The sequence below is a fragment of the Candidatus Binatia bacterium genome (assembly GCA_029243485.1).
Classification (GTDB): domain Bacteria; phylum Desulfobacterota; class Binatia; order UBA12015; family UBA12015; genus VGTG01.
The window spans coordinates 55,573-75,181 of sequence record JAQWRY010000028.1 but is presented as its reverse complement, the minus strand read 5'-3'; the positions used below and the strand labels follow the sequence as shown (position 1 = coordinate 75,181).

Annotated in this window: 19 protein-coding genes and 2 pseudogenes; 11 read left to right on the top strand and 10 right to left on the bottom strand. The window is 65.6% G+C overall.

The features are described from left to right. Positions 1-10: 10 nt before the first annotated feature. Positions 11-352: a response regulator gene (locus P8R42_09295; protein ID MDG2304835.1), complete on the bottom strand. Its 342-nt coding sequence runs from the start codon at positions 350-352 to the stop codon at positions 11-13. A 39-nt stretch (positions 353-391) separates the two neighbouring features. Continuing rightward, positions 392-592 (bottom strand): response regulator, encoded by a 201-nt coding sequence (locus P8R42_09290; GenBank protein ID MDG2304834.1) that lies wholly within the window; start codon positions 590-592, stop codon positions 392-394. 251 nt (positions 593-843) lie between these two features. Here P8R42_09290 and P8R42_09285 point away from each other — a divergent pair, with 251 nt between their 5' ends. Further along, entirely contained in the window at positions 844-1,872 is a 1,029-nt protein-coding gene (locus P8R42_09285) for an NAD-dependent epimerase/dehydratase family protein (protein MDG2304833.1), read from the top strand. On the opposite strand, the gene P8R42_09280 is transcribed toward P8R42_09285, so the two are convergent. From P8R42_09280 to P8R42_09265, 4 genes are all read right to left on the bottom strand, one after another. Continuing rightward, complete coding sequence (locus P8R42_09280) at positions 1,869-2,666, bottom strand: SDR family oxidoreductase (protein ID MDG2304832.1); 798 nt, start codon at positions 2,664-2,666, stop codon at positions 1,869-1,871. The two genes, P8R42_09285 and P8R42_09280, sit on opposite strands and share 4 nt — an antisense overlap. 13 nt (positions 2,667-2,679) lie before the next feature. Continuing rightward, positions 2,680-3,534: an acyl-CoA thioesterase II gene (locus P8R42_09275; protein ID MDG2304831.1), complete on the bottom strand. Its 855-nt coding sequence runs from the start codon at positions 3,532-3,534 to the stop codon at positions 2,680-2,682. A gap of 105 nt (positions 3,535-3,639) precedes the next feature. Further along, positions 3,640-4,851: a CoA transferase gene (locus tag P8R42_09270; protein MDG2304830.1), complete on the bottom strand. Its 1,212-nt coding sequence runs from the start codon at positions 4,849-4,851 to the stop codon at positions 3,640-3,642. A gap of 406 nt (positions 4,852-5,257) precedes the next feature. Further along, positions 5,258-5,761 carry a cyclic nucleotide-binding domain-containing protein gene (locus tag P8R42_09265; protein ID MDG2304829.1) on the bottom strand — a complete coding sequence of 168 codons (504 nt, stop codon included), beginning with the start codon at positions 5,759-5,761 and terminating at the stop codon, positions 5,258-5,260. 80 nt (positions 5,762-5,841) lie between these two features. On the opposite strand from P8R42_09265, the gene P8R42_09260 reads away from it, so the two are divergent. Genes P8R42_09260 through orn form a run of 4 tightly spaced genes read left to right on the top strand, consistent with a single transcriptional unit; the run spans position 5,842 to position 10,070 of the window. Then, entirely contained in the window at positions 5,842-7,248 is a 1,407-nt protein-coding gene (locus P8R42_09260; GenBank protein ID MDG2304828.1) for a succinylglutamate desuccinylase/aspartoacylase family protein, read from the top strand. A gap of 14 nt (positions 7,249-7,262) precedes the next feature. Then, entirely contained in the window at positions 7,263-8,495 is a 1,233-nt protein-coding gene (locus tag P8R42_09255) for a hypothetical protein (GenBank protein MDG2304827.1), read from the top strand. Between the two features lie 22 nt (positions 8,496-8,517). Beyond that, the gene (locus P8R42_09250) at positions 8,518-9,528 is read left to right on the top strand and encodes a phosphotriesterase-related protein (GenBank protein MDG2304826.1); all 1,011 of its coding nucleotides are present in this window, start codon (positions 8,518-8,520) and stop codon (positions 9,526-9,528) included. Continuing rightward, positions 9,528-10,070 (top strand): oligoribonuclease, encoded by a 543-nt coding sequence (gene orn / locus P8R42_09245; GenBank protein MDG2304825.1) that lies wholly within the window; start codon positions 9,528-9,530, stop codon positions 10,068-10,070. Before P8R42_09250 ends, orn begins: the two co-directional genes overlap by 1 nt. A gap of 9 nt (positions 10,071-10,079) precedes the next feature. On the opposite strand, the gene P8R42_09240 is transcribed toward orn, so the two are convergent. Continuing rightward, the gene (locus P8R42_09240; protein ID MDG2304824.1) at positions 10,080-11,648 is read right to left on the bottom strand and encodes an alpha/beta hydrolase domain-containing protein; all 1,569 of its coding nucleotides are present in this window, start codon (positions 11,646-11,648) and stop codon (positions 10,080-10,082) included. 130 nt (positions 11,649-11,778) lie between these two features. Here P8R42_09240 and P8R42_09235 point away from each other — a divergent pair, with 130 nt between their 5' ends. Both P8R42_09235 and P8R42_09230 read left to right on the top strand, forming a co-directional pair. Next, entirely contained in the window at positions 11,779-12,252 is a 474-nt protein-coding gene (locus P8R42_09235) for a nitroreductase/quinone reductase family protein (GenBank protein MDG2304823.1), read from the top strand. A 162-nt stretch (positions 12,253-12,414) separates the two neighbouring features. Further along, positions 12,415-12,774 (top strand): alpha/beta hydrolase, encoded by a 360-nt coding sequence (locus P8R42_09230; protein ID MDG2304822.1) that lies wholly within the window; start codon positions 12,415-12,417, stop codon positions 12,772-12,774. 29 nt (positions 12,775-12,803) lie between these two features. Here the strand turns inward: P8R42_09230 and P8R42_09225 are convergent, their stop codons facing one another. Then, on the bottom strand, positions 12,804-14,039 hold the full coding sequence (locus P8R42_09225) for a citrate/2-methylcitrate synthase (GenBank protein MDG2304821.1): 1,236 nt from the start codon (positions 14,037-14,039) through the stop codon (positions 12,804-12,806). 84 nt (positions 14,040-14,123) lie between these two features. On the opposite strand from P8R42_09225, the gene P8R42_09220 reads away from it, so the two are divergent. Next, on the top strand, positions 14,124-15,296 hold the full coding sequence (locus tag P8R42_09220; protein ID MDG2304820.1) for a citrate/2-methylcitrate synthase: 1,173 nt from the start codon (positions 14,124-14,126) through the stop codon (positions 15,294-15,296). Between the two features lie 38 nt (positions 15,297-15,334). Here P8R42_09220 and P8R42_09215 read toward each other — a convergent pair. Further along, positions 15,335-15,523, bottom strand: a pseudogene (locus P8R42_09215) (DUF3604 domain-containing protein). Between the two features lie 84 nt (positions 15,524-15,607). Here P8R42_09215 and P8R42_09210 point away from each other — a divergent pair. Both P8R42_09210 and P8R42_09205 read left to right on the top strand, forming a co-directional pair. After that, positions 15,608-15,790, top strand: a pseudogene (locus tag P8R42_09210) (hypothetical protein). Between the two features lie 35 nt (positions 15,791-15,825). Beyond that, entirely contained in the window at positions 15,826-17,772 is a 1,947-nt protein-coding gene (locus P8R42_09205; protein ID MDG2304819.1) for a potassium transporter Kup, read from the top strand. 42 nt (positions 17,773-17,814) lie between these two features. On the opposite strand, the gene P8R42_09200 is transcribed toward P8R42_09205, so the two are convergent. Then, a complete protein-coding gene (locus P8R42_09200) occupies positions 17,815-18,588 on the bottom strand; it encodes a glutathione S-transferase C-terminal domain-containing protein (protein ID MDG2304818.1) in 774 nt (257 codons plus the stop codon). 165 nt (positions 18,589-18,753) lie between these two features. Between P8R42_09200 and P8R42_09195 the strand changes: the two genes are divergently transcribed. Next, positions 18,754-19,605: a hypothetical protein gene (locus P8R42_09195; GenBank protein ID MDG2304817.1), complete on the top strand. Its 852-nt coding sequence runs from the start codon at positions 18,754-18,756 to the stop codon at positions 19,603-19,605. Positions 19,606-19,609 lie beyond the last annotated feature (4 nt).

The following is a 19,609-nucleotide window of genomic DNA, read 5'->3' as shown; positions in this document are numbered from 1 at the left end:
GCACGCAGACTCAGGGTACGCACGCCGTAAATTCGGCCCGTCCGAACGGCTTGTACAGGTACTCGACGGCGCCGAACTGGCACCCCTTCTCTTCCTCGGGAAAACCGGTCCGGAGGGACAGCAAAACGAGCGGAATCTCGAGCGTCTCCGGCCGTGCCTTCAATTGCAGGCAAGCATTCAGCCCGCTCATCCCCGGCATGATCAGGTCGGTGAGCCGATGCAATTCGAGGTGGCTGCGCACGCCAGCCAGCACAAGGGCCCGCTCGAAGGGCTTCGAGATGTAGTCTACCGCTCCGAGGGTGAGCCCCTTTAACTTGTTCGATGCCTCGGAGAGCGCTGCCAAGAAGATCACCGGGATGCTCGCCGGGCGTGGATCCGCCTTCAGCTGCACTCAGGCCGCGAAACCGTCGACCACCGGCATCATGATGTCCAGGAGAATCAGATCCGGCCGCTTCTCCTGGGCGATCTCGACTCCTGGCCCACCATCGTCGGCCTCGAGCACGACGTACCCGTCCTTCTCGAGAATGGCGGCGAGGAGTCGCCGATTGACTCGGTTGTCGTCAACGACAAGCACGGTCGGCTCAGAATTCATGACAGCTCCCGTGTAAGAATCACGATCGGGAGGGGAGCACCCCGCAGACAGGTCACGGGCCAAGGGGGCGGGGGTTTGGGCGGCGCCGTTCCGCGCGAGCGTCACCATCTCTTGGGTCGAACGGCGGTGGTGCCGATTTCCGCTCGTCGTTCGGAAGATCATTTTGCAGTTCAACACCCAACACCTAAGCTTCGCTGCGTGCACGCCCACCAGCAGACCCGTCGCCTGAACCCGAGCGCCAGATGCGAGTAATGCTCACCGGAGCGACCGGTTTCACCGGCTCCCACACCGCGCGAGCATTGCTGGCCGCCGGGCACGAGGTCCAACCTCTCGTCCGGAATCCGACGAAGCTCGCACGCATCTTCGGTGCGGACTCCGCCTTGTGCGCCGACGCCGTCACCGGTGACGTCACCCGGAAGGACGATGTGGAGCGAGCGCTCGAAGGCTGCGACGCCGTCGCGCACACGGCCGCGGTGGTCGATCTTCGCCAGTCGATGGCGCAAACCGTGCTCGATACGAACCGCCTCGGCGTGGAGCACGTGATCGGAGGCGCGGTTCAGCGCGGCTTCGAATCGATTCTCTACGTCTCGAGCGTCGCCGCCTTCTTTGACCCAAAGACCAACGGAGGCCGTCCGCTGTCACTGGACGGCGAACTGGCTCCCACCTCGAGCGCATACGGTCAGTCCAAGGCGGACGCCGAGCGCTACGTCCGACGCCTCCAGAGCGAGGGCGCCCCGGTCCGGGTCTCCTACCCCGTCAGCATCCTGGGCCCCGACGATCCGGCGATCAGCGAGGGGAATCACGCCATCACCGCCTGGCTCGGCCAGCAACCCCTCGACACTTCGTCGGGCCTCCAATTCCTCGACGTTCGCGACTTAGCGGAACTGCACCTGCGTCTGCTGGAGCTCCCAAACGGCCCCGCGCGCTTCATCGCGGCCGGCGAGTTCGTCGCCTGGAAAGATTTCGGCCCTCTGCTGACGTCCCTCACCGGGGTCCCCGTGAAGCCCCTACGAATCTCCGGCGGCGTGATGCGGGCCCTCGGTCGCATCGGTGATGTGGTCAAGCGGGTCTACGACTTCGACTTCCCGCTCACGTACGAAGCGATGTGCTTCGCGACGATGTGGCCGGGAGTCGATGCGTCGGGCACGGAACGCGAGCTGGGGATGCGATTCCGCCCGAAGGAGGACACCCTGCGCGACACGCTGCTGTGGATGGGTCGCGAAGGGCACCTCCGACCGGAACTCCTCGGGCGCCTCGCGCCCGAAGCCAAAAACTCCTAGTCGGCCCCGGGCGTTCCCTTCACAATTCGGCCTGCCAGGTTTCCGCCGTCCACCAGGAAGTCCGCGCCCGTGCAGGAGGCGCTGTCGTCGCACGCGAGGAACAGAACCATCTTCGCGACGTCGCCGACGAGGTCCGCCTGGGTCCGGTGCTTCTGGCTCCGTAGATTGGGCTGCATGTGCGGCAACACCGAGGCCGCATCCACGCCCTCGGGCATATAGGGTTGGACCATGTCCGGGCTACCGGCCTCCGGACAGACCGCGTTCACGCGAATGCCGTGACGCCCGAGTTCGAGAGCGGCCACCCGCGTGATTCCGCGCAGCGCCCACTTCGTCGACGAGTATGCGACGATCCCGGTCTGCGCGCGCATGCCGTCGATCGAAGAAACGTTCACGATCGACCCGCTCTTCTTCTCCTTCATGGTCTCCGCGACCGTTCGGATTCCGAGGAACGCCCCCATCTGGTTCACGCGCATGAGCCGCTCGAAGTCCGCGACCTGTGTGTCGGCGATGGACGCGAGATGGAGCAACGCCGCATTGTTGACAAGGATGTCGACCGTGCCGAATCGTTCGACGACTTTCGCGACGCCCTCTTTCCAGCTGTCCTCCGAGCCGACGTCGAGGCCGAGCGCCATCGCGTCACCTGCGAGATCGGCAGCGACGCCCGCGACCGCATCCTCGCGGATGTCGGCAACCACGACCTTCGCCCCCTCGCCCGCGAACATGCGCGCAGTGGCTTCACCGGTTCCGCGACCCGCGCCGGTAATGATCGCAACCTTGCCTTCGAGTCGTCCCATCTTCGATTCCTTCTTACTTTCCGACTCGGAGCAGACCTTCCTGCGTACACGAGGCGACGACATTTCCGTCGCGAGAGAAAAACGTACCGCGGGCGAAACCGCGGGTCCCGTGCGTCACGACGCACTCCTGCGTGAAGAGCAAGGGATCACTCACGTCGACGGGCCGGTGAAACCACATCGCGTGATCGACCGATGCCGACAGGAAGCCCTGCGTGACGGAGATCTTGTGTGCCTTGATGACGGTGCCACCAAGCGACATGTCCGACGCGTACGCCAAAACCGCCTGATGGATCGCCGGATCGTCCGGCATCTCGCCGCGGGCGCTCACCCAACTGCGAAACGTGGGAGAGCCGTGCCCCTCCTCGAAGAAGCACATTCCGCCAACCGTTCGGACCTCGACCGGGGGGTCGAACAGCATGTCGCCTTCGGGCGGCGCGAAACCGAGCCGCTCGACGCCACTGCGCATCTCCTCCTGGTAGGGCACGCCCTCGGGCTCCATCGGCCCCGGCGGTGGAGCCATCTGATACTCGAGTCCCTCGGTCTCGACCTGGAACGAGACCGACATGTTCAGAATCGCTTCACCGCCCTGAAGCGCCACGACGCGACGGGTCGTGAAGCTGCGTCCGTCGCGGATGCGATCGACCTCGAAGATCGTGGGGACCTTCGGATCTCCGGGCCGCAAGAAGTACGCGTGAAGTGAGTGCGCCGGGCGCCCGTCGACCGTCCGCTGCGCCGCGATGAGTCCCTGACCGAGCACGTGCCCTCCGAAGACGCGCGCCCGTGAAGAGGGAGGATTCTCCCCTCGAAAGAGATCCCGATCGAGTCGTTCGAGATCGAGATATTCGAGCAGCTTCTCGACGGTGCTCATGCGGCTCGTTGTACGGGACAGCCCCCGAGGAAGCGAGGCCGCGCTAGGAGCCTGACCCAAGATGGTTCACGACGACCTCCTGCCGATCCATCATGCACCAGGCTCCTAGATGACCTCGGCCTCTTTCAGAAGACCGATCTGATCCCACGTGTAACCGAGGTCGTCCACGAGAACCTGCTCCGTGTGCTGCCCGAACTCCGGCGCGGTACTCTCGATCGAGGGTGGCGTGCGCGAGAAGCCGATCGGCACGTTCAACATCTCCAGCGGACCATGGGTCGGATGCTCGACCGACGCGATGTAGTCGTTCGCGCGCATCTGCGGGTCGTCGGGGAGGTCGGACACAGAGTTCACCACGCTCCAGATGAAATCCCCACCCTCGTCGAGAACCTTCGCCCACTCGTGACGAGGCCGCGTCGCGAAGATCTCGTCGAAGCGAGCGATCAGCTCTTCACCGTGCGGGCCCCGCGTCGCCATGGTGGCGAAACGCTCGTCCGTCGCGAGTTCCGGTGCGCCGATCGCGCGAACGAGATCTGCCCACCAGCGATCCGCCTGGGCCATCGCGAACGCGATCCACTTGTCGTCGGCGCAACGATAGTGGTTCCACAGCGGATTGAACGTCGAACGACGCGAGAAGCGCAGCATCTCGAAGCCCATCATCAGGCGCGACGCGACCGAGAGGCCTTGCATCCAGCTCATCGCACCGAGCAAGGAGGCGTCGACCTCCTGCCCCTCCCCGCTCCTCTCGCGCTCGAAGAGTGCGGTCATGACCGCGAACCCGAGCATCGTCGCGCCCGCCTGATCGGCGATCGCGCCTTGTACGGACTGCGGAGGATCTTCCGGCCCGCCGACCGCGTTCATGATCCCGGAGCGCGCGAGGCCGAGGTAATCCATGCACGGCCGCTCGGCATCCGGACCCTTGCGCCCAAACCCACTGCCACTCGCGTAGATCAGTCGCGAGTTTCGCGCCCGAAGGACCGAGGCGTCCAACCCAAGCCGCTCGGCCGCCCCAGGCCGAAAGTTCTGGATGAAAACGTCGGCGCGATCGGCGAGCGCGTACACGATTTCGCGCGCCTCCGGCTTCTTCAGGTCGAGCGCGAGGCTGCGCTTCCCGCGATTGTGCGCCTCGAAGTAGAAGTTCGGGAGACTTCCAAGATCGATCCCGGACGCGCGCAAGACCCCGCGGCCCGGATCGCCCCCGACCCGTTCTTCGATTTTAATGACATCGGCACCGAGATCGGCGAGCATCATCGAGGCGACGGGCCCCTGCTGCCAGATGGTCCAGTCGATGACGCGGATTCCTTCGAGTGGTCGGCTCATATCTCAGGTCTACGCCCCCCCCCGGGCGTGTCGCAAGCGTGGAAGGCGCGCGGTCGACGATCGCGATCCGCGGCGGACACAACCCGTGCGTGACGACGGCACGCCACGACTTTCTGCGACTCCTCCTCTTCGGAGCCGGTTGCTTCACGGCAATCGCCTCGGCCCCCTTCTGCCCACTCGTCCGCAGGGCCACGGCCTCCTCCACCGACGTCCGGTTCGCTCAGGGTGTGGCCTCTGCCGACCCCCAACCCGAGAGCCCCGGCGGGACCCTTCTTGGAGCCGAGCAGCGGGCCTGGTTCGAGACGAGTCTCGCCGGTGATCCGCCGGGTGCGCTTCCGGCTCGAGTCCGGCGAAACGGTCCCGGTTGCCGTTGCCCTCGACGGCTCACCTCCGTTCCCGGTCGAGTCTATTTGAGCGCGTTCCCCAGAAGACCGGCGACCCGCGTGTCCTGTTTTGCCTCGACGAGCAAGTGCTCGAACAGAAGCTCGCTCGTCTCGTTCAACCGACGTGCGATCTCGCGCGCCAGGTTCATCTGTACCAGAGTGAATTGTTCGAGGTCGCGCCCGTGGAGCTCGAAGAGGACACGATTCTCGAGACGCACGGCGCGGCATGCCGTCACCGCGTTCACCGTCGCGCTCCGGGGGCAAATCGCGACGAGTGCGATCTCTCCGAAACACGCGCCCGGCTCCAGGGTGGCAAGGGCGATGGTCCGGCCCTCCCGGGACTTCACGACGTCGGCGCAACCGTCCTCGAGCACGTACACAGAATCGCCGGTCTCGCCTTCGACGAAGAAGGACTCGCCCGCGGCCACCGTCACCGTTTCGAGGCGATCGTACAAAAACTCCAGGGTTTCGTCGGAGAGCGCGCCAAAGATGGCGAGATTCCGCAAGACCTCACCCGGCGCGGCCATGTGCCGGAGCCTATGACAGCCCGCAGGTTTGGCAAACCCTGGCGTTCACCTCAGCCCTGCGGGCCTGCTAACGTCGTCGGATGAAGGGCGTTCCGACTCGCCCCTTGGCGATCACCGCCGTCCTCACCCTCGCGTTCCTGTTCGCCCTGGCCGGCGCCGAATCGCGGGCTGAGGCGGCGTTCCTGGAAGCCGGAGTGGCCCGCCCCATCGACCCCGAGGTCGACGCCGGCATCGCTGCGGGCGACGTGCTGACCGACATCGCCCCACTCACGAGTTCGGGCGACGCCCTGGTCAACATCGCACCAGTCGCAAATTCGAATGACGTCGCAGACGACGTCGACGCGCCTGCGGCCGCGGGCGATCCCTTTCCGGAACTCGATCCGATCCCCATCGCAGACGACATCCCTCACGAAGTCGAGCCCATCGGCCCCAAGAACGCGGCGCTCCCGGATCTCGCACCGGAGGCGGCCCTCCCCCGCATCGAGATCGGTGGCCAGGAGATCGAACCCGGCACCAAACAGCGCATCGTCCTGCACGCGAGCGAGTCCTTCGTCGGCGCGAGTGTCGAAACACCGGTCGTGATCATTCGTGGTCACGCCGCGGGCCCCACGCTCTGCCTCACCGCAGGCATCCACGGAGACGAGCTCAACGGCACCGAGACCGTCCGACGCGTCCTCGCGCGGATCGGACCCGAGGATCTCGACGGCACGCTCATCGGCCTGCCCATCGTAAACGTGCACGGATTCCGCAGCCGCAGCCGGTACCTGCCGGATCGGCGCGACCTGAACCGCCATTTCCCCGGCAGTCCCCACGGAAGCTCGGCCTCGCGAATCGCGAACGTGATCTTCGAAGGCGTTATCCGACACTGCGATGCGCTGATCGACTTCCACAGCGGCTCCTTCCATCGAAGCAATCTTCCGCAGGTGCGCGGCGACTTCACGTCGACAGATATCCTCGAGTTGGCGCGCGGGCTCGGGGTCGCCGTGGCGGTCCACCATCCCGGCATAGTGGGGACGTTGCGCCGCGAGGCGACCGTCCAGGAGATCCCTACGGTGCTCTACGAAGGCGGCGAGTCGCTGCGGCTCCAAGGCCCGGAAATTCAGCGCGGCGAGAATGGCGTCCTGCGACTCCTGCGCTACATCGGGATGTTGAATGTGCCCTACGAGGTCGAGGAGCGCGAGCAGGAATTCTTCTTCGACTCGAACTGGGTCCGCGTCAATCATGGTGGGATTTTCGTTCCCTCGGTCGAGCTCGGTGATCGCGTCGAGGTCGATGCGGCGCTCGCAACGGTTTTCGACCCCCTCGGCGGCGAGCGCGCCGTCGTCCGCGCCCCGATCGCGGGGCGGGTAATCGGCATGGCGATGGCCCAGGTCGTCATCCCGGGCTTTGCGGCGTTTCACATCGGTGACGAACGAGCCCCTCAGCCCGAACCGGCCGGTCCGGGGGACCCCCGACCGGAAGTGGCGGATCTCGAACATACGGAGTAGACAGAGCGGCTGCTGTGATCCGAACCCCCTGCACTCTTGCGGCCGCGCTCCTGTGCCTGTTTCTTCTCCCCCCCCCTGGCGCCGCTGCCCCCACCCCCGCATTCGACGTCGGCTACGACGTCCTTCTGCTCCCCGGAGACGGGCTCGCCCGCATCACGATCGCTCTCGACGGCCAGGGTCTGCCCAGCATCCTGCGCTTTCGAATCGACCCCCGTCGGCACGTCGATTTCACCGGAACCGGCGAGATCGAGATGGAAAAGGGACGATTGGTCTGGCGGGTTCCGAAGAGCGGAGGGAAGCTCCGCTACAACGTGCGGATCGATCACGACCGCAACGGACCGGGCAAAGACGCGGCCATCACCGACAGCTGGGCGCTCTTCCGCGGCGAGGACCTGTTCCCGACCCTGGCGGTGACGACCGAAGCGCACCTCGAATCCAACGCCACACTCACCATGCATCTGCCCGAGGAGTGGTCGGTCGTCACTCCTTGGAAGCGCCTGGGCGACAACACGTTCGAGATTGAGCAGGAACACCGATACGTCGACCGACCTACCGGGTGGGTCCTGGCCGGCCGGCTCGGTGTCACGCGAGAAAAGGTCGCTGGGATCCACTTCGCGATCGCGAACCCCTGGGGCCATGGCCTGCATCGCCTCGACATTCTCGCGCTCCTCCGTTGGACGCTCGACGACCTGGTCGACGTCTTCCCCGAGCACCCCGAGCGTTTCGCAATCGTGGGCGCGGCCGATCCCATGTGGCGCGGCGGGCTTTCCGGGCCCGACTCGCTCTATCTCCACGCGGAGCGACCTCTCATCCAAAGCGACGGCACGAGCCCAATCCTGCACGAGCTCGTGCACTCCTTCATGCACGCCAAGGCTGGCAAGGATGGGGATTGGATCGTCGAAGGGATCGCCGAGTACTACTCACTCGCGCTCCTGCGGCGCTCCCGCACCATCTCCAAGCGGCGCTACGAACGTGCCCTCGGAAAGCTCGCCGAGAAAGGCGAGGGCATCGACGACCTACTGGTCGCGAGTGCCGGTGCCGGTGTCGCCGCCAGAGGTGCCGTGATCCTCGCGGAGCTCGACGCACGCATTCGGAAGTCCACGCGCGACAAGAAGAGCCTGGACGACGTCGCGCGGATTCTCCAGACGGAGCGCGCTCCGGTGACCACCCGCCGCTTCCGGGAAATCGCCCAAGAGGTGTCGGGCCGAAGCCTGCGCAAGTTCTTCGAGCAGCGGCTCGGACGCTAAACTCTCCTGGACAAGTTCGCGCGTGGGTGATTCATGCCCCGGCATGGACACGATCAACACCGTTACCGGAACGTGCACGCCGGCCGACCTCGGTCGAACCCTCGTCCACGAACACATCATGGTCGGCTACCCGGGCTGGCAAATGGACGCGCTCGCGGCACGCTTCAAGCGCAACGACGCGAAGGCGCGCACGGTCGAGATGCTGCAGAGCCTCCAGGCCCACGGCGTAAAGAGCTTTCTCGACCCCTGCCCGATGGACCTGGGTCGCGATGTCGAGTTCATGGCGGAGTGCGCGCAGGCATCGGGAATGCAGATCATTTGTACGACCGGCGGCTACTTCGAGGAACAGGGCATCACCTACACCTTCGCCAATCTCCCGGTCGACGACATCGCGGCGATCTACGAAAAGGAGATCACTGAGGGCATCGACGAGACCGGCATCCATGCCGGTCTCATCAAGATCGCAACCGGCCACGGCAAGGTGAGCGACTACGAGCGAAAGCTGCTCACAGCCGCGGCGCGGGCGGCCAAGCGTTGCGACGTACCCCTGATCTCCCACACCCAGGAAGGCACGTGCGGCCCCGACCAGATCGAGATCGTGACCGGCGAAGGCGTCCCGGCGCACCGCCTCCTCGTGGGACACTCCGACGGCATCGACGACCCCACTTACCACCGCGAGATCGTCGGCGGCGGATCCTACATCGGCTTCGATCGTCTCGGCATCGAGACCATCCTGCCCGACGACATCCGCATGAAGAACATCGTGAGCCTTGTGAATGAAGGCCACGGGCGACACGTCTGCCTCTCGCACGACTCCGTGTGCAACTGGCTCGGACGGCCCATACTCGGCCCCGGCGTCGTGGTCGACGACCCCGCCTCCATGATCGCGCAAGCGATGCCCGACTGGACGCCGACCCATCTCTTCGAGCGCGTCATCCCGAAGCTCCGTGACGCCGGAGTCTCCGATGAGGCGATCACCACCATGACCGACGAGAATCCCGGCCGCTGGTTCGCCGGAACCGAGGTGCCCTGATGGGCGATCCCAAGAGCGATCTCCTCGTGTGGCTCGACATGGAGATGACGGGCCTCGATCCCGAGACCTGCGTCCCCATCGAAGTCGCGATCATCATCACGACGCCGGATCTCGAAGAGCTCGAGACCTATCACGCGGTGATCCACCAGGAGGAAGCCGCCCTCGCCTCGATGAACGACTTCGTCCTCAACATGCACACCGAGAACGGACTCCTTACGAAGGTGGCCGCGTCCTCGACGACACTCGAAGTAGCCGATGCAGCGGTTGCGGCCCTCGTAGGAAAACACTGCCCCGAGGGAGAAGGTCTCCTCTCCGGGAACTCGATCCACCAGGATCGCCGCTTCATCGTCCGCTACTTCCCGAAGCTCGAGGCGACGCTCCACTACCGCATGGTCGACGTCTCGACCATGAAGGAACTCGTACGGCGCTGGTACGGACCGGACGCGATCTTCCCCAAACCCGACAGCGACCACACGGCCCTCGCCGACACAAGGCAGTCCATTGCCGAGTTGTCCTTCTATCGAGGCCGCTGTTTCCGTTGAGGTCCGCCCTCAGCGCCCGATGTCGGATTCCTCCGCAGCCTGATTGATCAGCGCGGCGTCCGCTGGGCGAATGTAGCCTTGGAAGGCCGCTCGGTTCGTCGAACCGCGCACCTTGTTCACGTACGTCCGGTGATCCGGGTAGAGCTCGTCGAGCATCGCCGCATCGAACGGGATCGTCGTTCCGAAGATCCCGCAGAAGCTCCCGCCGCTCTGACCGAGCCCGGACAGGATCGCGACCGGCGCATCGACCCACGAAGTCCGGATCCCGCCGCGCGCGTTTCCGTAGTCGTCGAGCACGTACGCCGCAGGATTGCCCGCGACCTGGAGACGCGGAGCACGGCGCGGCGCCGCCCCAGTTCGAACCCACCGATCGAGCCCCGCAAACGCCGCCTTCAAGACGATGTGCTGCGGGCCGGAGTTGATCGGGCTCTCGCAATCGATGATGCCGGGAATCGGCGAGGCCGTGACTACCACGTCGGTCGCACTCGGATCGTCGCCCACGTCGGTGAAGCCGACCATCAACGTGTACGTGTCGGCGTGCGCGGTGCCGGCCACTTCCCAGAGCCGGAAGCCCCGCGAGTCCGACTGGCGATCCGCGAGAGAGCCGAGCGTGAAGAGATCGGTCTCGGTCTGGAGCATCAACACCGGGACCTCGAGATCGTCGCGAACGTGCAGAACCCTCGGGGCCGAGATGACAGGCTCCGGCTCCTGCGAGAGGAACGCTCCACCTCCACCGCGGCTGTGAATCAGATAGCCGTCGTACATGCGGTGATGCGGCTCGACCGCGTTCACATAGGTCATCAATCGAAACGCGGACTGCGACTCGCCCACCGAAAGGATGCGCTCGGGACGAAGACCCCCGAGAGGGTCGACCTCGGTCACCGAGCGAAGCGCCTGACCGGCCTGAGAGTACATGTCGTACGAGAAGGAATCCCCGGGATGCACGAGCGATCTGTACCGCTCCGGATCGGCGCCCTTCAGAGAAAGGTTCAAGCCGGGGATCGGCCCCCCGCCCGGCGCGCCCTCGATGCCCACGACCTGCGCGGAGACTCCGACCCACACATGGCCTTCGCGCGTGATCTCGGTGTGAAGCATCGTCCAGTCCGGCGCGGCGTCGAGACCACCACTCACATTGAGCCACTCGACGATGACCGTGCCGCTGAACGCAGCGTCATCGAGAGGCCGATAGACGACGATCCGCGTCTTATAGTCTGCCGTGCTTCCCGGCGAGATCGACCAGCGACCGTTCGACCGGAGCGGCTCGACGTTCACATAGGCCTCCGCCGTTCCGGCGAGGAAGAACTCCTCGACCATGTAGCCGACGTCGGCGAGGTCGAAGCTGGTCGCCTGCACGACGGGTGCACCCCCACCGCCGGTGACGGGCCCCTCGACCATCGGCGTCGGAACGGACGCGCTGGGACGGTCCGACACTGGGGAGACGCAACGCTGGCGAACCGCGATTCGCCCATCGGTGGTCAGGCCGCTGCGGCACCGTGCGGCACTGGCGGGCTCGGGCAAGAGAATCGCAGCGCCAAGCAGCGCGATCGAGAGCGTTCGGACGACATTCCTTAGGTCCATTCGGTGGGTCCTCCCTTCGGGCGTTCTCTCCCACACGTCCACACCCGGTCAAGGGCATTCTCCCACGGCCGACGAAGCACTCCGCACAGAACTGGAACCAAGCCGCCGAGGCGGCTAGGAACGAGGAATCATGAGTGAAGACCAGCGCAACGACGAGTTCGAAACACCGGACCTAGCGGAGATCCCCTCGATCACGCGGCGCCACGTCGGACATCTCGAGACGACCGACGATGAATCCGCGTGGGTGCGCGCGGGGATGCGCCATCTCCTCCTGCGCACCGTAGGCCGCAAATCGGGCAAGGTGCACACCGTTGCCCTGCCGTACTGGTGCGACGCCGACCAGACCCGGATCGTCGCCGCATCCTACGCCGGCGGTCCCAAGAACCCCGCCTGGTTCCACAACCTCTGCGACAAGACTGCCAACCCGCAGATCTGGATAAAGGACCGCGCCGAGGAAGGGCTCGTCACCGCGATCATCCTCGAAGGCGTCGACCACCAGCGCACCTGGAACGCCCTCGTCAAAGATCGCCCCTACTACGTCGAGTACCAGGCGAAGACCGAACGTCGCATCCCGCTGATCCGCCTGCCGGCCCGGTCCGTCTGAGCGTCGAGACCGCGGGGCGGGGTACCGCAGTGTGACCGCGCGATGAGGAAACTGGGGAGGTACGCGCTCGTGACGGCGCTGGGGCTCGGCCTCTTGTCTCTCGCCGCGTAAGCCTCATTCCGATTCACGTACGCGCCGACGCGAGAGCTCGTCTACCGAGACATGGACGACGTCACTCTCAGGCTTCAGCTCTTCGAGCCGGAGCCGGTAGTGGACGCACCTCGCCCGACGATTTTGTTTTTCTTCGGCGGCGGGTGGACGAGCGGCTCTCCGATGCAGTTCCATCCTTGGGCCAAGCACTTCGCTTCGTTCGGATGGCTCGGCATCACCGTGGACTACCGCGTTCACCTCCCCCACGGCACGACCGCGTTTGCGGCCGTCGAAGATGCTCGGGCCGCGTACCGGTACGTGCACGAAAACGCCCAGGCCCTCGGCCTCGACCCCGCTCGAATCGTACTCGCCGGCGGCTCCGCGGGCGGACATCTCGCCGAGGTCGTCTCGTTCACGACAGCCCCCCACTGACACCGGCGCCATCTTCCGGGTGCGCGGAATCACGAGGTGGGCGGCTCTCCCGTGTAGCGAGCCCGCGGCCGGATCAAGCGACCTTCGCCGTACTGCTCGATCGCGTGCGCGATCCACCCGACGGTGCGGCCGATCGCCAGGAGCCCCAGCGGCGCCTGTGAAGGAAGCTCCAAGGCGCGACACAGGGTCACCAGAGCGAAATCCACCGTCGGTCGCTCGCCCATCAAGTCCCACACGGCGTCGGCGAGTGCGCTCGCCACCTTCACGCCGTGCGAGCCGGCACATCGCTCCCGAACGAGCCCCATGAGCAATGCGCCGCGGGGATCACCGTCCGGGTACAGGGGATGGCCGAACCCGGGCATGGCTTCGCCCCTTCGCAGACGAGCGGCGACCGCTCGGTGCGCGACGCGGTCGTTCGACGATTCGTTCAAGAGTGCCTCGGCCCGCTCGCACGCGCCACCGTGCTTCGACCCCTGCAGCGCAGCAAGTCCCGCCAGAACGACTCCGTACGGCGTCGCGCCCGCCGACGCGACACAACGTGCGGTGAACGTGGACGGGTTGAGTTCGTGATCAGCGTAGAGCACGAGCGCCGCATCGAGAAGCGCGACGGCGTCGGGCCGCTTCGGACACCATTTGCGCTGCAGCACCTCGGCGATGCCGCGCTTGCTCGGCTTCCCACCGGCGGCGGTCGCCGCCATCAGTCGCAGAATGTTCAGACCCGTTCGTTGCACCGAGAGTGGGCGGACGTCGAACGCCGACGTGTCATGCGCGGCGGCCACGGTGAGCTGAGCCTGGAAGATCTCCATCAGCGTGAGTGGCGCCTTGATCTTCTTGAGGAGTGCCCCGTCCTGCCCCACGTCGATCGGCTCGGCGGACGACAGCGGCTCGTCGACCGACCCCGACCACAACAACGCCGCGACCTGCTCAATCGTACAACTGGTCGCGAGCGTCACCACGTCGCGCCCCCGGTAGTAGAGCCGCCCGTCCGAAATCAGTGAGAGGCTCGATTGCAGAACCGGGAGCCCCCAGTGCAGCGCCTCTTCCGCGGCCTTGTCCGGATCGCGGCGATGGTCCTTTCGCCGCTTCAGCGACCAGACGTCTTCCGTGCGATAGCGGCGACTGCGCCCGTCCGGCCCCGATTCGGATCGGATGAGGCCACGGCTCACATAGGCGTACAGCGTCGACAAGCTGATCCCGAGTTCGGTGGCCGCCTGGTGGGCCGTCAGCTGGGTCGGCTCGCCGGGGGCCGCCTGGGGATCGTCCATATATTGATTACATAATCAAGATTGACGACATACATCAAGTCATCGATATTTCTTCTCGAGATCGAAACGATGGGAGGGAATGAGATGAGCGAGATCGTATCGGGACTGGAAGGGATTTTCGTCGCCAAGACGCGCACGAGCCGCGTCGACGGCGAGGCGGGGAAACTGACGATCGGGGGCTTCCCGGTCGAACGGCTGGCACCGGCAGCGGCGTTCGAAGAGGTGGTCTTCCTTCTGTGGGAAGACCGACTGCCGACCCAGGCCGAGTACCGTGCCCTGCGCGATGACCTGTCGAGCCGTCGGCAGATCCCCGCGGAGGCACTTCTCCTCCTGAGGCGAGCCGCGGATCGAAACCTCCACCCTATGGATGCCCTTCGAATCGGCGCGTCCACCCTGAGCCTGGTGGAAGAAGACCCGCTCGCAGACACCCGTGCGGCGAACGTCTCGCGTGCGCGGACCCTGCTCGCCGCCTTCCCTACCCTCGCCGCGGCCTACGCGCGACTCTGCGCCGGGGCCGAGCCGATCCAACCGGACTCCAGCCTCGGACACACGGCCAACTATCTCTACATGCTGACCGGCGAGCGCCCGGCCGAGAATGCTGTCCGCGCTCTCGAGACGTACCTCAACACCGTGATCGACCACGGGATGAACGCCTCGACGTTCTCCTCGCGTGTGATCGTGAGCACTCGGTCCGACCTGACCTCAGCAGTCGTCGGCGCCATTGGCGCCCTCAAAGGCCCGCTCCACGGCGGCGCACCCGGACCGGCACTCGACATGGTCTTCGAGATCCAGAAGCGTTCGAAGATCTCCGGGAGAACCGTCGAGGTGGAAGCCCGACAGTGGGCCGAGGAGACGATCGCCGCGGGCGATCGGATCATGGGTTTCGGGCACCGGGTCTACAAGGTCCGCGATCCCCGAGCCGAGGTTCTGAACGAGGCGGCGGCACAGCTCTTCGCCGACCGGTCGGACGCGTCCCTGTACCGCGACGCCCGTATCGTCGAAAAGGAGCTTGTCGCGACCCTCGCCCTTCGGAAACCGGACCGTCGCCTGGAGACAAACGTCGAGTTCTATACCGCGCTCGTCCTGCACGGCATCGGCCTCCAAGCCGACCTCTTCTCGCCGACGTTCGCGGTCGCACGTGTCGGTGGATGGACCGCCCACGTTCTCGAGCAAATCGACGATGATCGTCTGATTCGCCCCCGCGCCATGTACGTTGGGGATTTCGACCGTGCCTGGACGCCCCTGGCGGAACGCTGACCCGTGCGACGGCGGGGCCCACCTCGCAACCGACGCCCGCCCCGTTGCACATATACGTACCTCCATCGGCACACCGGGTTCTCCAGAACGCGCACGTAATAAGACGCCTTCTGGTCTCGATCGAACTCCGGATCCGTCCAGATCGTGCACAACGAATCAAAACCAACGTTGGTCGCTGTACACATGTTGGCATCGACCAAAGCGCCGTTGTCCGGGTCCTCCGCGATTTAGAACACCTTCTCATGCATTCGCGTCGACCGATCCACCCAGCTCTTTACGATCTGGATGCGTTGTAGAGGCGTACCCGGCCCCCCGGCCAGCGCACGATCGAGATCAACGGAACGACGTTGCCCCTCAAGTTCGACCTTCACAGCTACGCCTACGACGGTCGGATTCAGCTCGTCGCGGGGCGTCTGTACCCGGGGCAGACCACGAATGCCCGCACCGAAGACGGCGGGTTCGCTCCGGCCTTCACCGAATCCACGTCCCTGTAGCCATCGGGCCGCGAAGTCGATAACTCGTCGGAACGATGAGCGACACGACCTCCGGCGCGTCGGACAAGTCGAAGGGGACGCCGGCAGCGGCGCCTCCGGGGACCTCCGCACCTAAGGACCTCTCGCTCCTGGCGCTGGGTGCCCTCGGCATCGTCTACGGCGACATCGGGACATCGCCGATCTACGCGTTTCGCCAGTGCTTCACCGGCCCGCGCGCGATCTCTCCCACGCCCGAAGACGTCCTCGGCGTGATCTCCTTGATTCTGTGGGCCCTGCTCCTGGTCGTCTCGTTCAAGTACCTGCACTTCGTGATGCGAGCCGACAACCAGGGCGAAGGCGGCATCCTCGCGCTGCTCGCTCTCATCCTTCCGAAATCGGAGGCTGCGCGCTCACGCACCGGGGTCCTCGCCGGCCTCGGGTTGTTCGGCGCCGCCCTCCTGTACGGCGACGGCGCGATCACACCCGCGATCTCGGTCCTCTCCGCCGTCGAAGGCCTCGGGATCGCCACAGATCGATTCGATCCTCTTATCGTGCCGATCACGGTCCTCATCCTACTCGGGCTCTTCCAGGTACAGCGTCACGGGACCGCGCGCGTCTCCGCGATCTTCGGGCCGGCGATGCTCGTCTGGTTCCTGACGATCGGCGGGCTCGGCGCCCTGCAGCTCATCCGCGATTCGGGAGCGCATACTTCAGTGTGGCTCGCGATCGACCCGACGCACGCAATCGGGTTCTTCGGGCGACACGGCACCGACGCGTTCCTCACCCTCGGCTCCGTCGTGCTGGTCGTCACGGGCAGCGAGGCACTCTACGCCGACATGGGACACTTTGGGGCGCGACCCATCCGCACCGCCTGGTACGTGATCGTGCTTCCGTGTCTCGCATTGAACTATCTAGGACAGGCATCTCTGGTCCTCGAGAGCGGCCGCATGGGCGAGCATCCGTTCTACGACCTCGCACCCGACTTCTTCCTCTACCCGCTCATCGCGATCGCAACTCTCGCGACCGTGATCGCCTCCCAGGCACTCATCTCGGGCGCGTTCTCGCTCACCCAGCAGGCGGTGCAGCTCGACTTTCTGCCGCGCCTTCGGGTCGTGCACACCTCCGACACTGCGCGCGGCCAGATCTACATGCCAGCCGTGAACACCGCTCTCACCATTCTCTGCATCGGTATCGTTCTCGGATTCCGCAGCTCCGAAGCCCTCGCGGGCGCGTACGGGATCGCGGTCACCGGAACCATGTCGGTCACCAGCATCCTGTTCTTCGTTGCCGCACGGAGGCGTTGGGGATGGTCCTGGCTCGCCGCCGCCGTGCCTGTCGCCCTCTTTCTTCTCTTCGATCTCTCGTTCCTCGGAGCGAATCTCGTGAAGATCGACTCGGGCGGGTGGGTCCCGATCGCGATCGCGATTGGCGTGTTCGTCATCTTGACCACCTGGAAGCGGGGCCGGCAGCTTCTCCTCACGCGACAGTCCGAGTGGGCCGAGCCCGTCGACGAATTCCTCGCTGACGCCAAGGAACATACGGTCGTTCGCGTCCCGGGTACGGCCGTCTACCTGTCCTCTGAAACCGAGCAGATTCCGCCGGTCCTCCTGCACAACTTCCTCGCAAACCGCGTACTGCACGAGCGCGTGATCCTCGTCTCAGCCCTCGGCGCCGAGCGCCCATGGGTGTCTGCGCAGGAACGCGCCACCGTGGTCGAACTCGGGCAGGGGCTCTACCGCGCAGTGGCGCTGTTCGGATTCCAAGAGACACCACGGATCGAAACCATCCTGCACGCGTGCGCGATCAAGGGCCTCGTCGTCGACATCGACACCGGGCTGTTCTTCTTCTCTCGCTTCACGGCCCTGCCAACGGGACACGGTGGGATGGCGAGGTGGCGGAAGAAGCTCTTCTCGTTCCTCGCGCGCAACGCACCCTCTCTCACCTCATCGTTCCGCATTCCGCCCGCCCGTGTCGTCGAGATCGGCGCGCAAGTCGAGATCTAGTGCACCGCGCGCGACAGGGCACCAATGCGTTTCCGGCTCCCGTCAGAACCGCAGCGGCAGTTCCAGGTGCTCCTGGTAAATGAAGTCTCGGTGCGCGATCAGCGCCGGATCCAGAGCAACCGCGATCCTTCCCTCGCGCACGGTGTACATGTCGCGCAGGCCGTCGGGCATCGGACAGACCTCCGCCGAGAGAGGAGCAACCATCGCCGCGAATGCTGCCCAGTAGATGTCTGCCGCAGTGAGTCGGTCGCCAACCAGGTACCGCCGCCCCGCGTCGCGCTGCCGAGCGAGTCGCGCGGCAAGAAATCCCAGGATTTCCACGATCCGGTTCTCGGCTCGTGCAGCCGCCTGCGGCGAGTAGCCGTACTTCCACGCCATGAAGCCGAGCGCGCTATCGGCCGCTTTCTCACCAAGCGCCTCCATGATCGGCGCGAACATGCCGAGGCGACGACACCAACCGAATCCGTTCTCGCCGTGGATCTCGTCACATACTCCGAGGCAGGTCGCGCGCTCCTCCGGGTCTCGTGGAACCAGAGCGGGCTCGGGGGCCAAACGCTCGGCGAGCCAGAGGATCGTCCGGGAGGTCGCGCAGGGCGGGTCGTCGTTCCAGACGGCCACCGGCGCGCTCGACTGACCCGTCCACTCCTGCAGGACCTGGTTCTGCTCGCCGGCGACCTGCCGCACGGGGGCGAACGCGAGCCCCTTCACCTGGAAAATGCCCTTTGCCGCCTCACTCCAGGGCCCCGGGCCGCCGGTTGTGAGAACCAAGCGAAGTCCATCCCTTTTCCGCCCATCCTCCACCTCGAGATAGTCCATGGCCGTACCTTTACACCCGCGATGTCCTTGTCGTCTAAAGCGGCAGACCCCAAGGGCCGATCCGATCTAGAGACTGAGGAGACCCTGCCCATGCCTAAGCCTCCCGCCCCACATAGGCCTCGCCCTTCCACACGAACCCGCGCGCGCTGGAATTCGAGCGACGTCGTGCTCGCCGCCACGCTGCACGATCCCGCGGGGAGCCTCGCCAGCGAGATCCGGCGATGGCTTCCGCGACTCGAACGCGGCTACAGCAGCGTCGTCGTGGCTACCAGTCCGGGAACCTCCCCGAAGATCAACGCGATCCTCGAAGAGCACGGCGTGTTCATCGGCACGCGCGAAGCGAACGATCGGGGCCCCCTGTACCGGCTATCGATCCGGCGCGCGCTGGCCGAACCTGGAAACCGAGTTCACTATCTCGACTTCGATCGAGCGCTCCACTGGGCTCGCGGCCCGATGGACGAGCTGGAGATGGTCCTCGCGCGCGCACCGCAGCACCCGGTTCTTCTCGTCGGACGAACGCGAAGCGCGCACACGAGCCATCAGAAGGCGCTCGTCGTCACGGAAACCGAGACGAACCGCTACCTCGCGGACGGACTCGGAGTCACGGGACGCGTCGACTTCATGGTTCCCTCTTTCATCCTCGACAAGGACTCCGCAAAACGATTCCTCGCAGGCTCACGAACGCGCGGCATGGGCATCTACGGCGAGATGGCGCGACTGCTCTTCTCCCTAGGGCACGACGTTGCGTACGTCGAATGCGACGGCCTGGATTGGGAGACGCCCGATCGTGATCGACGTGTCGTCAGCCGCATCGGCCTGCCGGCCTACCGGGCACGCTTCGACCGCGACGACGAATGGGAACTGCGCCATTCGTTGAAACGCGAAGTCGAATCCGTTTTCGATCGTGCGCGCGACCGGCTGGGCGAGGCGCACGCGGGGATGCGCCGACTACGTCTCCCAGCCCCGGCACTCAGTGCACGTTCCCTATCGCGCGCGGCGGGTTCTCTGGCTATCTAGTCAG